Genomic DNA, 13,299 nt, shown 5'->3' with positions numbered 1-13,299 from the left:
GGTTCTTTGTTGTCCAGGCCGGTGGGCGGGTGGCGCACCAAAACCGCACCATAAGGGCTGGGCTATGGCTCAATCGGACGGCGGGGCCGGGGACCGCATGCCGAGCCACTGCTCAGCGTCCCAGGCCCGGAACCGCTCCACCTCGGTGAACCCCAGCTTTGCCGCGAGGCGCATCGAGCCGACGTTGGCGGTCTGGGTGGCGAGCACCACCGGCTCGCCGTGAAGGACGCCGTCGAACCAGTCGAGTGCCGCCGCGCACGCCTCGGCGGCGTACCCGAATCCCCATGCCTGCGGCAGGAACAGGTAACCGAGATCGACCTTCCCCGCGGCGGCCGGGCGATGGTGCCCCGGTGCTCTCCTGAGCAGGATCTGGCCGATCATCGCCCCGTCGAGATCGACGACGAAACTCCCCGGCCACCGCTCGGGCACCTCGGGTATCTCGCGCGCAAGCTCGTCACGCGGCCGGGGACCTCCGAGGTAGGTGTGCACCTCCGGCGAGGCGAGCAGCTCGACGAACGCCGCGCGGTCCCGGGCCTCGGCCTCGCGGAGCACGAGCCGTTCGGTTCTGATCGGGGCAGGTGGCCAGACCACGGGTCCGAGTTCAGTCATGGCGAGCAACCTATCCCTCGCCCACGAGAGCGCTCCGAGAGAGAAGGCTTAGCTACCCGGTGGGCTTCTGTTTGCGGTGCGCAGGGTCGCCCTTGTGGTGCTTCGCACCCTCGGCGCGCACCATCCCGTCGAGCCCAGCCGCCACCTCGCGCTGCCGCTCGTCGTCGGAGTGCTGATAGATCAACGCGGCCTTCTCGGCGGACTGTCCGGCTCGGACCATCGGGTCCTTGAGAGTGGCACCCGAGCGGGTCGAGGGTGTGTGCCCTGTGTGACGAAGGTCGTAGAAGCTTGAGCGCGCGGAGCGTGGTCGGGCGCGAGGTGGAAAGTCTTCCGGGATCAGGTGAGTTGAGCGGCGATGGCTTCGCCGAGCGGTGCGGGGACGCCGAAGCGGGCGCGAAGCGTCGGGGTGTCGATGGCGGTTCCGGTCCGGGCGCGGTGTTCGTCGGCGACCTTGTGCGCCAGGGCGACGAGCGCGGGCGGGACAGGAGGTGTGGAGGGTCGGGCTTGCACACTCACAGGAGAAGGGGGCCGAATCCTTCGTTCGACGGCCAGGCACCGGCCACCACGGCGGAGACCACGGTCCCGCCGAATCGACTGGGCCCGGAGTGCCATGAGTCGGCGATGGCGTCGACCAGGAATAGGCCCGTCCGTGTGCCTCGCTGACCTCTGGGCGCCGCAGTCGCACGTTTGCCGGGAACTCCGGGTTGTGCACCTCGATCCGCAGCGACGTCTCCACGCGGTACCACTCAACACGCACAAGCCAGGGTTCATCCGCCCGCCCGTAGAGAATGGCGTTGGTGACCAGTTCCGAGACCGTCAGCGTGCAGTCGTCGATCGAGCAGGCCGGGTTGTACGCGACGATGAACTTCCGGAACCAGCTCCGGGCCCGGGGTACGGACTCCGGCGCCGGGTGCGGCACCTTCTCTCCGACCAGCTCCCGCCATAACTCGCAGTCGTCCGCCGGGACCCACATGTGCCTTGCCTGCCCGGCCGTTGCCCCGATTGGGGACGTAGCCGGGCACGCTCTCCCCCGTCGCGCTGGAGGGAACAAGCTCCTCGATATGGATGGGCTTCTTCTCCGACTGGCACAGCGCGGGCAGGAACCAGTCGGCATGGATCCCGCCGCAGTGGCCGGCGCCCTCGGACAGCGGGCGGTGTCGATCGCTGCTGGGCACGCACTTCCAGACCTGGAAGTAGCAGTACTCACCGCGGATCACCATCTCCTTGCCGTCGGTGATGGCCTTTCACGGCATGCCGTCCATGCGGGCCCACCGCGCCCGGTCGATCAGCGAGGCCGTGCGGTCCCTCGCCACCCACAAGGGTGTGATCTCGTGCTGAACGGCGTTGATGGACCGGCGATGGACACTGCTGGGACTGATGTGATGGTACTGAATCTCCCAGCCGATACGGATACCCCCGGGGCCGGTGACCAGGGCATCAGAGACGGTCCGCCGATTCTCAGCGTCCGCATCCAGACCGCAGCGCGAGGCCGTCTAACGAGTTGGTGCGTGATAGCGGGTGAGGCTCAGGGCCGGGCCGGTGGCACGATCCGACTGTGGCGATCATGGTCAATCGGGCGGTACTGGCGCATCGGCTGTTCACGGGGCTCTCTCGGCGTCATCTCGCTTGCCTGATCGAGGAGTTGGCGGCGCCATGGCAGGCCGGCCTTGAAGGCCGCCGTCACGCTGCGCGGGGCGGAATCCGCAAGCGGGCCGAGGGTGCCGGCGCCCACCACCAGCTGGTGTTCGTCGACCGGCTGGTGGCCACGCTGATCCATCTACGCCACGACCTGTCGCACGCGGTGCTGGGACTGCTGTTCGGCGTCGACCGCTCCACCATCACCCGCGCGATCGGAGAGATACGTCCGCTCCTGGCCGAGCAAGGATGCGCGGTCCCCGACCGTCCCGGCCTGCGTCTTCGGACGCTGACGGATGTGTTCGCCTACGCCCAGGCCGAAGGCATCGAGCTGCGCCTGGACGCCACCGAGATCCAGGTCCGTCGGCCACCGGCCGGACGCGGCGGCCGACGCGCATTCGTTTCCGGGAAGAAGAAGCAGAACACCATGAAGGCCACCGTCATCGCCGACTGGCGGGGTCGCACGTTATGGACCGATGCCCTGCGACCTGGTCGTATGCACGACGCCACGGCCGCTCGCAACGAGGGCATCGCCGACTGCTTCCAGCACTTTCCCGACGTCGAGGTCCTGCTGGACGACGGCTATCTCGGCCTGAGCCGCGACCACCGCGGGCAAGCGATCACCCCGCCCAGAAAACCGCGGCCGGGAGCACCGCCCAGCAGGGTCGAACAGTGGGAACGCGACCGCCACTGGCACTCCTCCGACCGCATCACCGTCGAACACGCCCTCGCTGACCACAAACGTTGGAAGCAGCTGATGCGCTGGACCCACCGCCGCGACCGCCTGTCCGACACCTACCGCGCCATCGCCAGCCTCGTATCCGACCGCACCGTCAACGTCTGAAACGGGTCACGACCAGGCCAAACATGCTTCACCCGGTATCACGCACCAACTCGTTAGCGTGCCCGTAAGACCGGTCAACGACTGTCGACAGCGGTGCGATCCTGCACCGTCGGGCGCCACGCCAGGAGGTATATGCCCAGGTCAGAAGCTATTCGGCCACGCAAGCGCCGTAGCTTCCCAAGCTGAGAGTGCGAGTTCGATTCTCGTCACCCGCTCCATGTATTCCACGCAAAAGCCCCAGGTCAGGGATCTGGAGCTTTCGTGTTGCCTGGGATCTGCAGGGTAAGTATCTGGGGTGGTCGCAGAGCCGTTACGGAAGGCCGTCGCCGGCTCCGCCGCATTCGTGACTCGAGGATCGCGGCCGACCGGGCTCAGCCGCGCGGACGACCGGTGCGGGTCAGCTCTGTCGTTTGAGTTCGCGCACAGCCGCGGGTAGTGCGAGGCACAGGGCGAAGGAGGTGGCGAAGCCGCCTCCCCCTGCCAGAACGACATCAGTCGTGTCAACGCCTGACCGGAGGACCAACAGGCTCACGAAGAGTCCGACCACCATGGAGCAGGCGACGTACAGCGCCAGCCACAGCTGCCACGTATGTCCGGAACGCGCTGTCGATTCGGGCATGGACTCGATCCTTTCGAGGGCACGAGCGAGAAGGAGTAAGGAGAGGGACGCGTAGAGGGAGATCAGGGGTGGCAGGCCATCACAGCGGCTCGACCGAGCCGTGCAGCAGGTGTTCGGCGAGCTCGGCTCGCAGCCGATCAAGCGCCGAGGCGTACGAGGCATAGGCGTCGGCGCGTCGGCCGAGTTCACCGAGGAGACCCACGCTCCGCCGCTGCTGCCCGAGCGGCGGAAAGCGCACGGGAAGGTGGCCCAGAGCCGCGGAGCTCAACGAGGGGGCTGCCGTGGCTGCTGCGCGGTGGGACATCCACTCGCGCGCGTAGCTGAGGCTCAGGTAGGCATGGAGGTACAGAGGGTCGATCTCGACATTCAGGCGGACACGCAGACGCATCACGTTCGAGCTGAGCAGCCACCCGGCCTGCGAGCCGGAGACCAGCGCGGGTTGCTGCTGCGCACCCGTGCGTACGCAGACAATGTCGTCAGGGAGCAACTCGAACTTCTTGAAGCGCTCGGCCGTCTTCCACGGCACGCGGTTCCTGGTCTCGTCCGCGATCCTCCCTTCAACGAGATCCTGCGGGAAGACGAGCGGAATGCCGGCGTCCGCCGTGCGTGCCACTGCTGGTAGGCGGGTGTATGACGGGCCGGGTTGGATCTCGCACAGATTCTTGAGCACTGTCTCGTTCCAGCCGCCGGGTCCCGTACCCGTGCGGTAGCCGCTCCCTGTTTCCCCCGCTCGCCGCTCCAGCAGACGAAGCGTGTCCGCATGCTTCGCCGCCTCCTCGCCGGCTTCGCGCAATTGGGCCGTGCCGGGAGCAGCGCCGTAATTCCCGCTCCCCAGATAATCGGCGGGGCGGAGTGAACACTCCTCGTCGGCGACGACCTCGCGGGCCACGACGACTGCTGAGAAGCCTCGCTCGGCAGCACGCACCGCGTGCTCGCTGTCCGGGCACTGCTCCCCGTCGAGCCACGGGCGGACCACGGCCGTGATCGCGTCCCGATCCGTGTCCCGCAGTACTCGTCGACGTCGGACCTTCGCCCCCAACTCCTGGGCGTCGACGAACAGGATGCCCTCCCTCACCGAATGATCCGCTCGGCGCAGGACCCACAGGGAGACCGGCACGGGCGTCGCGGAGAACAGATGGGACGGCACCGTGATGACGCACTCCACAGCCCACCCACGGACAAGGGCGCGGCGGATCTCGCGCTCGGCGCTGTTCACCGAGTTGCCCGCCTTGACCGGCATGACCACCACCGCGCGACCGCCGGGAACCAGCGCGCCCAGCGCGTACTGCACCCAGGCGAAATTGTCATTGCCCTGTGGTGGTGATCCGTACGGCCAGTTTCCCGTCCGGCGCCCGGGGCCGGGTGCGTCGCTCATGTTGAACGGAGGGTTCGTCAGCACCACGTCGACACCGTGTTCGCGGTTCGGTGGCCAACGATCGGACCGCGTGCTGGTCAGCTTCGGCCGTACGCCGAGGTGGAGAAGGTACAGACTGGCGACCGCTTGCAGTCGGCCGTCGAGGGTCTCGCCGTACACGGTCCCCCGTGCGCCTCCGATGTGGCGATACGCGGCCGCCAGCATCTCTCCTCCCCTCATATAGGGGTCGAGCACCGTGGTCTGTTGTCCCGGGGTCAGTACGAGTGCCGCGGACAACAAGGCCAGACCCACCGGGCTGCAGAACTCCGAGCTCTGCAGCCCGTCCCGGGCGCTGAAAGACTCCCATACGAGCTGGAATGCGCCCACGCCTGTACCTGCCGCCGTCCGTACTGCCGTGGTGAGGTCGTCCCAGCTCCGTGGTTCCAGTTGCAGCAAGCTGCTGCGCATGTCGGTGCGGTCACCGTTCCGGCGCAGCGTGTCCTGCGCCATGTCGCCGAGGGAACGGAGCAGCGATTGCACGTCTCGGGCCCCTTGGCCTGCCGACATGACCTCCTCGATCCGGCTCCACCGCTCCGGATCCGCATGTCGTACGTACATCACGATGAGACAGAGATTCACGAAGTCCGCCATCGGAGCCGGGCCTCGGACCCGGTCCGCGAGTCGGTCCATCAACTGATCGACGGCCTTCTTGTCCTCGGCCCGGATGTGCGGAGCACTACGCACGGCTTTCGACTCCGCAGGCAGTCGGTCACCGCTGGCCCGGCGGAATCGGTCGGCGTAAGTGGTTCCCGCCTGCTCCCCTTCGAGCAACTGCGGTTGAGGAACGGTGCGGTTCATCAGCCACCGCGCGATCTCGGCCTCGTGGAAGAGCTCCGTATCACCGGAGCGCACAGGGGTGGGAAAGTCTCTGTGCCGCCGGGCCCAGTTCGACACGGCCGGACGCTCCACGCCCGCACGTTCAGCGATCTGAGTTCGGGTGACAAGACCGATCTGTTCCTCGTGCGCCAACTGCACGTCGACTCCTGTTGTTTGGCCGGCTGAGCTTTCGACGTGAAGACCGTACGAGGAAAGAGACGGACGAATCAAACGCGCATTCACAGTGCTCATGCTGTCTACCTCCGCAGCGCGGTAGGCACCCATCCCGCGACGGTCGCAACAGAGACGTAGAAAATGGTTGAAAAAGGGCTCAGTAACGACCCTGCAGCCGGATTCCCTCCTCAGCTTCTTCGATTACAGGGGTTAACAGAAAACTCGGGTCAGTCTTCTCGCACGTCACTTGCGTACAGGGCTGCCGTAGCCCCCCTCGTGCCTCCCCGCCGCCTCGACGGCCTGCTCGTGGTCGGCCACCGCCCGCCGACCAGTTCCACACCTGCATCGCCGGATTGCACCGACACAGACGCCGCAGCCTCTTGGCAGGTCCGTCCCACCGCGGATGGACCCGCCCGACGCGTCAGACGCGTACGCGAGGTGGGGACAGTACGCTGAGCCCAGCGGGATCAGGCCCGCCGCACAGTGTCCGGGAGGCATGTCATGACTGCCGAGATGGTGGCCCCGGCGTGGATGCACGAGCAGATCACGGCGGAGGAATACGAGTCGTGGTCCGAGGAGCAGTGCGCCGGTATCGAGATCGTGGACGGAATGGTCGTCGTGAGCCCCAGCGCATCCAAGCGGCACAACCGGCTGGCCCGGATCCTGGCGAACTCCCTGGACGCCGCCGCGGGCCCCGACTGGAACGCCGACACAGACTTCGACGTCCGACTGCAGGACGTACCCCTCACCAACCGCCGCCCCGATGTCATCGTCTATCGCGCTGACACGATCGACGTCGTGCCCACCCGGCCCGAGCACGTGCTGCTGGTGGCCGAGGTGGTGTCACCCGGCTCGGAGACCACCGACCGGATCGTGAAGGTCGACCAGTACGCCAAGGCGGGCATCTGCTTCTACTGGCGGATCGAGCAGGCCGCGACGGGCACACCGCTGGTGTACACCTACCTACTCGACCCCGCGACGAAGACCTACCGGGACGGGGACGTGTTCGCTGGAGTCGTGAAGGTCGCCGCCCCCTTCACCGTGGAGATCGACCTCAGCCAGGTCTGAAAGGGCCGCAGGGCAGGCAGAGAGGTTGCGGCGCTACGCCCGAAAGGCTCCGGCGGTCGTGCGCGAAAGCAACCGAAGTTCTTCGAGCGACCGGAACACGGAGGCGTAGAGCCTGCGCGGACGTCTCCGCGCCTCTGATCGGACCGCTCGGCGATGCCGTGCCCACCGCGTGCCCTTCAGATCGGGCACTCACAGTCGACAGAGGTGCGTCCCAAAGGACCACACCATCATCATTGAGCGCGTACCCGCAGGTCAGAGGCGGCGCGACCACCCGGGCGCTGTCGCTTCCCAAGCTGAGAGTGCGAGTTCGATTCTCGTCACCCGCTCCATAAACCCCCAGGTCATTGACCCGGGGGTTCTTTGTTGTCCAGGCCGTTCAATTCAATGGATGGAGGATGCCGGCACTAGTACCGCACCGCCCGCGCCACTTCCGTCTTCACCTCGCCCGACAGTTCGCGGTTGCTGCGGGCCGTCGCCGTGCCGGTCTTGTCTGCGGCCACGCCAGACACGGTGACGACGACCACGTCGAGCCGGTTGCCGCTGGTGTCGGTGAAGTCGACCTGGACCGCGAAGGACTTGGAGGAATCCGTCGTGTTGGCGGCGGTGATCTCGACGGTCGCCCGGCCGTCGTTGTCCTTGCCCGGTTCGGCAAGCTTCACGTCGGACTTCACGTCCACGCCGCTCTTGATCTCGTCCAGCTCGCGGCCCGCTTTCGCCGTCGCCGACGCGAAAGCCGACGAGACGGCCTCGCCGGCGGCCGACGACACCGAAGAGGGAGTGTCGTCGTCCGAGCAACCGGTGAGCACGGCGGCGCAGCAAACCACCGCCGTCAACAGCAGCAGGCCCTTGGGGCGGGGCATTTTGCCCTCCTGGTGGTTCAGCGGGCAGAGGCCGACGACTCCAGTGAAGGGATGATCGCGTCCGTCCGCATTCCGGGTAACCCGCACGAGTCAGTCGCTGCGGGTGCCTCGTTCACCAGGACCGACCGGGCCGCCGACGCGCCCCGTCGCTGCGCCGCGGCTGTGGACGGCGGGACATCGGACGCGCGGTGACCGCTGGGTGTCTGTCCCTTCTCAGCCCCTGGCCTCGGCGTCGGCGACCGCGATCGCGACACCCAGCGCCTCGGCGATGTTGCCCGCCGCCGTCATCACTCGCGCTGTGCCCACGATGGGGGCGATGGCAACCAGGACATCCTGCAGCTGAGCGGCGGTCAGGTCGGCCCTGAGGGCTGGGTCGATGTGGGCGAGGTAGGAGATGGGGGGCGCGTCCGAGGCCGCGAGCGCGGCAATGCGAGTGAGGATGAGGGTGTCCGGGGGGAGACCGCAGCGCTCAAGAGAGTCGACGGTCATGGCGGCGAGGGTGTCCAGGACAGGGGTGTCGGATGCTGTGGACATGCCGGGTGGCCTCCTTCAGGCGCTGACGGCGCCAGGACGGGGTGTGGCCGAGGCGGACAGAACGGGCATCCGCCGGCGCCACGCTCTGCTTCAACCGTAGAAGCGTTCCGGGCAGGACGCGCGGGGAGCCGGACCGCATCCACCGAGCCCGCGTGCTTCAGGTCGGCAGCCACTTCACCACCGCGTCCCCGCGCGCGGCCGTCTGCGTGTAGAACTCCGTCAGCTCCCGATGCGCCGCCGCGAAAATGCCCCGGGTGTCGGGCTCTGCGGCGACGCCGCCGTAGCGCGGCAGCAGTTCGTCGCGGGCGAAGACCCACAGCGCGTCGAAGTCGGCCATCGTCAGGAACCTGGACACCCGTTGCGCCTGGCCCGCCGTCAGCACCAGGAACGGCGGCTTGTACCGATCGGGGTGGAACACCGGCCGACCGCCGAGCACCACCTGGGCCTGGGGTCGATGCTCCGCGCGGTGCGGGGGATCGCCGGCGTAGAGGAGTTCCTGGTCCAGATATCGACTGTCCAGCACATCCTCGCGGTGCCGGTCGACGCGGTGCCGGGCGGTGTCCGAGGCGTCCCCGAACAGCCGTTCCAGCCAGGTCGCGCTGTTGCGCAGTGCCGGGGGCGGCACCGCTCGCAAAGGAAAGTAGAGGCTCATCACAGAGGGAGCGCACGGGGACACCGGAGCGTCACTCCGCCCGGTGCACGCCGCGTTCCGGGAGCGGTCTTGGCACCGATGTCCGGCCTGGCGATCACCCATCACCGATCACCCATCACCCATCACCGGATTCGCCGGGCGTTGCTGAGCCGCAACGCCGTCCGGCCCGGCGTACGGATCGGCGTACGGATCGGCTCAACGTCCTTACGTCGGCGTTTCCTTGGAGCCGGCGGCGGCCCTCGCGGCTTCGTCACCCACGCGGCAGGCGCTCCGACGACCACGTGAGGGACGCGTGATGCGTTGTGACACTTCCGTGAGAACGCGCGCTGGTCCCAATGGGGCCGTCGATGCCAACGGGGCTCGTCGGACGGAACGGAATCGCTTTGAACCAGGTGCGAACGAGGACAGTCTTGGGCCAGGCACGGCAACCCCGCCGCGTACAGACGTACGACGGGGAATTGGGCGCGGCGGTCGCGCGGGCCCAGGACGGGGACGAGACCGCCTTCGCGGTCGCGTACCGGATCGTGCAGCCGGGCCTGCTCGGCTATCTGCGCGGATTCGTCGGCGAGGACGCGGAGGACGTGGCGTCCGACGCCTGGCTGGAGATCGCCCGTGACCTGGGACGGTTCAAGGGGGACGGGGCCGGTTTCCGCGGCTGGACGGCGACCATCGCCCGGCACCGGGCACTGGACCATCTGCGCCGCCAGCGCGTGCGGCCCCGGTCGGGAGGGACCGAACAGGACGTACTGAACCTGCCCGGCCCGCACAGCACCCATGACGAGGCACTGGAGACCCTCTCCACCGAGCGGGCCCTGGAACTGGTCCGCGGGCTGCCGAAGGACCAGGCCGAGGCCGTACTCCTGCGAGTCGTCGTCGGCCTGGACGGTACCGCCGCCGCGCGCGTCCTCGGCAAGCGCCCGGGAGCGGTGCGCACCGCCGCCCACCGAGGGCTGAGACGCCTCGCCCACCAGTTGGGCGTCGGGGGCCAGGCGGCAGAGGGTGTGACGGATGAGGCGTCCCGGACGCTGGGGGAGTCGAAGTGAACGACGCCCGCGGCAGTGGGCCGGCGGACGGGCAGCAGGGCCCGGAACGCCAGGTGAATCGAACATGTCGGACAGGAACGGAAGCGGACATGGGTGACCGGCTGAGCGGCGACGGAGTGCCGGGCCGTCGAGGTGTGCACCCTGGCGACGCCGTGTCCGCCCCGTGGGACGTGTGGGACGAGCATGACGACATCGCGCTGGAGACGGCGCTGGCCACCCTCCTGCGCGGAGCCGATCTCGCCCCCGAGGCCGAGCAGCGGGCCGTGGCCGCCTTCCGGGCCACCCGTGGCACGGACGCGCACCGGGCGCGTACCCGGCGCCGGGACGACTGGCGGCTGCCCGCGGAGCGGCGAACCGGGCGCCCTGTGAAGACGACGTTCGCCGCCGTGTTCACCAGCCTCGCCCTGGGCGGTGTCGCGGTCGCGGCCATCGGTTCGGCCGGCTCGTCCACGGACGGCGCCGGTGCCGGCCGGAAGACCGCGCACCCCTCGGTGTCCGCCCCGGCCCGGCCGAGCGGTGAGACCTCGTCGGCTTCCTCCGGCGGCGTCGGACCGACGGACGGCCCGGCCGCCGCCCAGGACACCGAGGCCCACTGCCGCGCCTACGAGCACGTCAAGGATCGCGGCAAGGCGCTCGACTCGACGGCCTGGCAGCGACTCGTCGCGGCGGCGGGCGGCGAGGGGAAGGTCGCCGCGTACTGCGCCGAGCGGCCGGCGACGGCGACAGCCGCACCGGGCAGGTCCGGCGACGACACGGGCAATCCCGGTGAGGGCGCCGCGGACGCCGGTGCGGGCACGGCGGGGAACGCCGGCACGTCCAGGAACAACGGCACGTCGGGCAACGGGAATTCCGGCAACGACGCCGACGGCGCGGACAACGGGGCCGGCAACGGCCAGGCAAGCGGCGGGAAGGGCGAGTAACCGCTGCGCCCCTCGGCGGCCGGGCCACTCACCCTCACCCATGCAGCCGCCCAAGTGCCGTCGCTTCCTGAACTGAGAGTGCGAGTTCGATTCTCGTCACCCGCTCCAGCACGAACCCCCAGGCCATCGGCCCGGGGGTTGTCCGTTCTCCAGGTTTGTCCGGGTTGAGGCCGAGCCGGTGTCAGGGCAGGTACGCGTGCAGGTACGTGACGCCGAAGCGGAATTCCCGTTGCCGGCCGGGCTCCAGGGACAGGGCGGTGGCGTGTTCGGGGCGGTTGAAGGCGTCGGTCGTCGTCTCGACGGGTTCCAGGGCGATGGAGGCGCGCCGGTCGCGGGCCAGGGTGTCGCCTGTGAAGACGTGCATGTACCCGCCGTGCTGCCACACCCGTAGTTCGGCTCCGGTCGCGGGGTCGCTCAGTACCGTCTCGGTCCGGCCGTCGGGTCCGGGGGCCAGGTCCGCGAAGCAGGCGTCGATGACCGCGTCGCCGAGTCTTCTGGGCGTACGGAAGTCCAGGTCGGGGCAGCGGTCCAGGGGCAGCAGGGACTCCTTTCCGGGCAGGGGGATGAGGGAGGCGTCTGTGCGGATCAGGGTGTCGGCGGGGATCTGGAGGACCAGGTCGTCGATGGGGCGGGGGCGGGAGAGGGTGAAGTAGGGGTGCCAGCCCGAGGCGTAGGGGGCGGTGGTCCCGCCCACGTTCCGCGCTCGGATCTCGATGCCCAGCTCGCGGCGGCCGATCGTGTACTCCACGTCCAGGTCGAGCGCGAACGGGTAGCCGGGGTAGCGGCCCGGTCTGATGCTCGTGCTGCGCAGCAGTAGTCGCGCCGAGTCGGCCGTCGCGGTGGCCTCGACGATCCGGAACGGCGCTTCGCGCGCGAACCCGTGGTAGATCAGGCGGTCCCCGACGACGCCGGGCAGCAGGTCGTGGTCGTGGCCGTCGTGGTGGTAGCGGCCGTCGGCGACGCGGTTGGGGAACGGGGCGAGCAGGCCCGCCCGTACGCCGTCCTGCGACAGCAGTTCCGCCTCGTCGCGGTAGCCGTCCGTCAGCTCCGTGAGTTCCGCCTCGTCGGAGTAGCGGTCCGTCAGCTCCGTCAGTTCCGTCTCGTCGCGGTAGCCGTCCGTCAGTTCCGTCCGGTCCGTCGAGTCCGTGAGCTGCCCGGGTGCTCCGCGTGCGACCTGCCAGCTCAACAGCGTCGCCCCGCGCAGGGCGAGGGTGGCGCGCGCCTGGCCGTCCGGCGCGGAGACGGTCACCGTGGGTTCGTCGCCGAGGCGGCCCTCCGCGATCCGGAACGTGTCTGCCGTACCGCCACCGCCCCGGCCCCTGCCTTTCACCCGGCTTCCGGTACGAGCTTCTTCGCCCCCGTCATGATGGCCACCGCGTCCTCCATGGAGTGCGACCGCGGGGTGATGACCCCGGCGCAGCCGCCGAGGCGCTGGATGTGGATGCGGTCGGCGACATCGAAGACGTTGGGCATGTTGTGGCTGATCAGGATGACGCCGAGGCCCTGGTCGCGCAGGTCGCGGACGAGCTTGAGCACCTGGCCCGTCTCGCGGACGCCGAGGGCGGCTGTGGGTTCGTCGAGGATGACGACCCTGCCGCCGAAGATCGCCGTCCGGGCTACGGCCACCGACTGCCGCTGGCCGCCCGAGAGCGTCTCCACGGCCTGGTTGATGTTCTGCAGGGTGCCGATGCCCAGCCGCTTGATGTGGTCGGACGCCTGACGCCTCATCTCGCCGGTGTCGAGCATGCGGAACACCGAGCCGAGCACACCCTTGCGGCGGATCTCGCGGGCGAGGAACAGATTGCTGGCGATGTCCAGCGCCGGGGCCACGGCGAGGGTCTGGTAGACCGTCTCGATGCCGGCCTCTCGGGCGTCCTGAGGCCGCTTGAAGTTCACCTCGGAGCCGTCGACCAGGATGCTGCCCCGGTCCGGGACGAGCGCCCCGGAAAGGCACTTGATCAGGGTGGACTTGCCGGCGCCGTTGTCGCCGATGACGGCCAGGACCTCGCCGGGGTAGAGGGTGAGGTCGACGTCGTTCAGGCCGATGACCCGGCCGAAGACCTTGACCAGGCCCTTGGCCTCGAGGACGGGGGCGGTGGCGGGCTTGGGGG

General features: G+C 69.0%; 12 protein-coding genes and 3 pseudogenes. 4 read left to right on the top strand and 11 right to left on the bottom strand.

From position 1 onward, the window contains the following. Nucleotides 1-69: 69 nt before the first annotated feature. From AOK17_RS04870 to AOK17_RS51940, 4 genes and pseudogenes are all read right to left on the bottom strand, one after another. Complete coding sequence (locus AOK17_RS04870) at nucleotides 70-609, bottom strand: GNAT family N-acetyltransferase (protein ID WP_055611044.1); 540 nt, start codon at nucleotides 607-609, stop codon at nucleotides 70-72. A 52-nt stretch (nucleotides 610-661) separates the two neighbouring features. Next, nucleotides 662-895, bottom strand: a pseudogene (locus AOK17_RS04865) (tyrosine-type recombinase/integrase); the annotation flags it as partial. A gap of 50 nt (nucleotides 896-945) precedes the next feature. Further along, nucleotides 946-1,113: pseudogene (locus AOK17_RS48000) on the bottom strand (DUF2637 domain-containing protein); the annotation flags it as partial. Between the two features lie 8 nt (nucleotides 1,114-1,121). After that, nucleotides 1,122-1,582, bottom strand: a pseudogene (locus AOK17_RS51940) (ATP-binding protein). A 591-nt stretch (nucleotides 1,583-2,173) separates the two neighbouring features. Between AOK17_RS51940 and AOK17_RS04860 the strand changes: the two are divergent. Beyond that, a complete protein-coding gene (locus AOK17_RS04860) occupies nucleotides 2,174-3,088 on the top strand; it encodes a transposase family protein (protein WP_206190677.1) in 915 nt (304 codons plus the stop codon). Between the two features lie 397 nt (nucleotides 3,089-3,485). Here the strand turns inward: AOK17_RS04860 and AOK17_RS04855 are convergent, their stop codons facing one another. Further along, complete coding sequence (locus AOK17_RS04855) at nucleotides 3,486-3,707, bottom strand: hypothetical protein (protein WP_055611043.1); 222 nt, start codon at nucleotides 3,705-3,707, stop codon at nucleotides 3,486-3,488. Between the two features lie 79 nt (nucleotides 3,708-3,786). After that, the gene (locus AOK17_RS04850; RefSeq protein WP_055611042.1) at nucleotides 3,787-6,096 is read right to left on the bottom strand and encodes a type I restriction-modification system subunit M/S; all 2,310 of its coding nucleotides are present in this window, start codon (nucleotides 6,094-6,096) and stop codon (nucleotides 3,787-3,789) included. A 516-nt stretch (nucleotides 6,097-6,612) separates the two neighbouring features. Here AOK17_RS04850 and AOK17_RS04845 point away from each other — a divergent pair. Then, the gene (locus AOK17_RS04845; RefSeq protein ID WP_055611041.1) at nucleotides 6,613-7,179 is read left to right on the top strand and encodes a Uma2 family endonuclease; all 567 of its coding nucleotides are present in this window, start codon (nucleotides 6,613-6,615) and stop codon (nucleotides 7,177-7,179) included. A 404-nt stretch (nucleotides 7,180-7,583) separates the two neighbouring features. On the opposite strand, the gene AOK17_RS04840 is transcribed toward AOK17_RS04845, so the two are convergent. From AOK17_RS04840 to AOK17_RS04830, 3 genes are all read right to left on the bottom strand, one after another. After that, nucleotides 7,584-8,039, bottom strand: coding sequence for a hypothetical protein (locus AOK17_RS04840; RefSeq protein ID WP_055611040.1), 456 nt, complete (start codon nucleotides 8,037-8,039; stop codon nucleotides 7,584-7,586). Between the two features lie 213 nt (nucleotides 8,040-8,252). After that, nucleotides 8,253-8,573, bottom strand: coding sequence for a carboxymuconolactone decarboxylase family protein (locus tag AOK17_RS04835; protein WP_055611039.1), 321 nt, complete (start codon nucleotides 8,571-8,573; stop codon nucleotides 8,253-8,255). Between the two features lie 157 nt (nucleotides 8,574-8,730). Further along, entirely contained in the window at nucleotides 8,731-9,225 is a 495-nt protein-coding gene (locus AOK17_RS04830) for a DUF1877 family protein (protein WP_055611038.1), read from the bottom strand. 410 nt (nucleotides 9,226-9,635) lie between these two features. Here AOK17_RS04830 and AOK17_RS04825 point away from each other — a divergent pair, with 410 nt between their 5' ends. Together AOK17_RS04825 and AOK17_RS04820 are read left to right on the top strand one after the other, a co-directional pair. Beyond that, nucleotides 9,636-10,268 carry an RNA polymerase sigma factor gene (locus tag AOK17_RS04825; protein ID WP_055611037.1) on the top strand — a complete coding sequence of 211 codons (633 nt, stop codon included), beginning with the start codon at nucleotides 9,636-9,638 and terminating at the stop codon, nucleotides 10,266-10,268. Nucleotides 10,269-10,357: 89 nt separating this feature from the next. Further along, nucleotides 10,358-11,188, top strand: a complete 831-nt coding sequence (locus AOK17_RS04820) for a hypothetical protein (protein WP_055611036.1) — start codon at nucleotides 10,358-10,360, stop codon at nucleotides 11,186-11,188. Nucleotides 11,189-11,369: 181 nt separating this feature from the next. Here the strand turns inward: AOK17_RS04820 and AOK17_RS04815 are convergent, their stop codons facing one another. Together AOK17_RS04815 and AOK17_RS04810 are read right to left on the bottom strand one after the other, a co-directional pair. Further along, a complete protein-coding gene (locus tag AOK17_RS04815; RefSeq protein ID WP_055611035.1) occupies nucleotides 11,370-12,518 on the bottom strand; it encodes an aldose 1-epimerase in 1,149 nt (382 codons plus the stop codon). Continuing rightward, nucleotides 12,515-13,299, bottom strand: a 785-nt coding sequence (locus AOK17_RS04810) for an ATP-binding cassette domain-containing protein (protein WP_055611034.1), incomplete at its 5' end; no start/stop codon positions are given. The genes AOK17_RS04815 and AOK17_RS04810, both read right to left, overlap by 4 nt.

Source organism: Streptomyces phaeochromogenes (genome assembly GCF_001418655.1).
Classification (GTDB): Bacteria; Actinomycetota; Actinomycetes; order Streptomycetales; family Streptomycetaceae; genus Streptomyces; species Streptomyces phaeochromogenes.
Note: the sequence above shows the minus strand (reverse complement) of the source record. Positions and strands in the feature narration are given on the sequence as shown.

Coding starts and splice junctions, on each gene's coding strand:
- AOK17_RS04870 (WP_055611044.1), bottom strand. CDS start 609: ATGACTGAACTCGGACCCGTGGTCTGGCCACCTGCCCCGATCAGAACC.
- AOK17_RS04860 (WP_206190677.1), top strand. CDS start 2,174: ATGGTCAATCGGGCGGTACTGGCGCATCGGCTGTTCACGGGGCTCTCT.
- AOK17_RS04855 (WP_055611043.1), bottom strand. CDS start 3,707: ATGCCCGAATCGACAGCGCGTTCCGGACATACGTGGCAGCTGTGGCTG.
- AOK17_RS04845 (WP_055611041.1), top strand. CDS start 6,613: ATGACTGCCGAGATGGTGGCCCCGGCGTGGATGCACGAGCAGATCACG.
- AOK17_RS04840 (WP_055611040.1), bottom strand. CDS start 8,039: ATGCCCCGCCCCAAGGGCCTGCTGCTGTTGACGGCGGTGGTTTGCTGC.
- AOK17_RS04835 (WP_055611039.1), bottom strand. CDS start 8,573: ATGTCCACAGCATCCGACACCCCTGTCCTGGACACCCTCGCCGCCATG.
- AOK17_RS04830 (WP_055611038.1), bottom strand. CDS start 9,225: ATGAGCCTCTACTTTCCTTTGCGAGCGGTGCCGCCCCCGGCACTGCGC.
- AOK17_RS04820 (WP_055611036.1), top strand. CDS start 10,358: ATGGGTGACCGGCTGAGCGGCGACGGAGTGCCGGGCCGTCGAGGTGTG.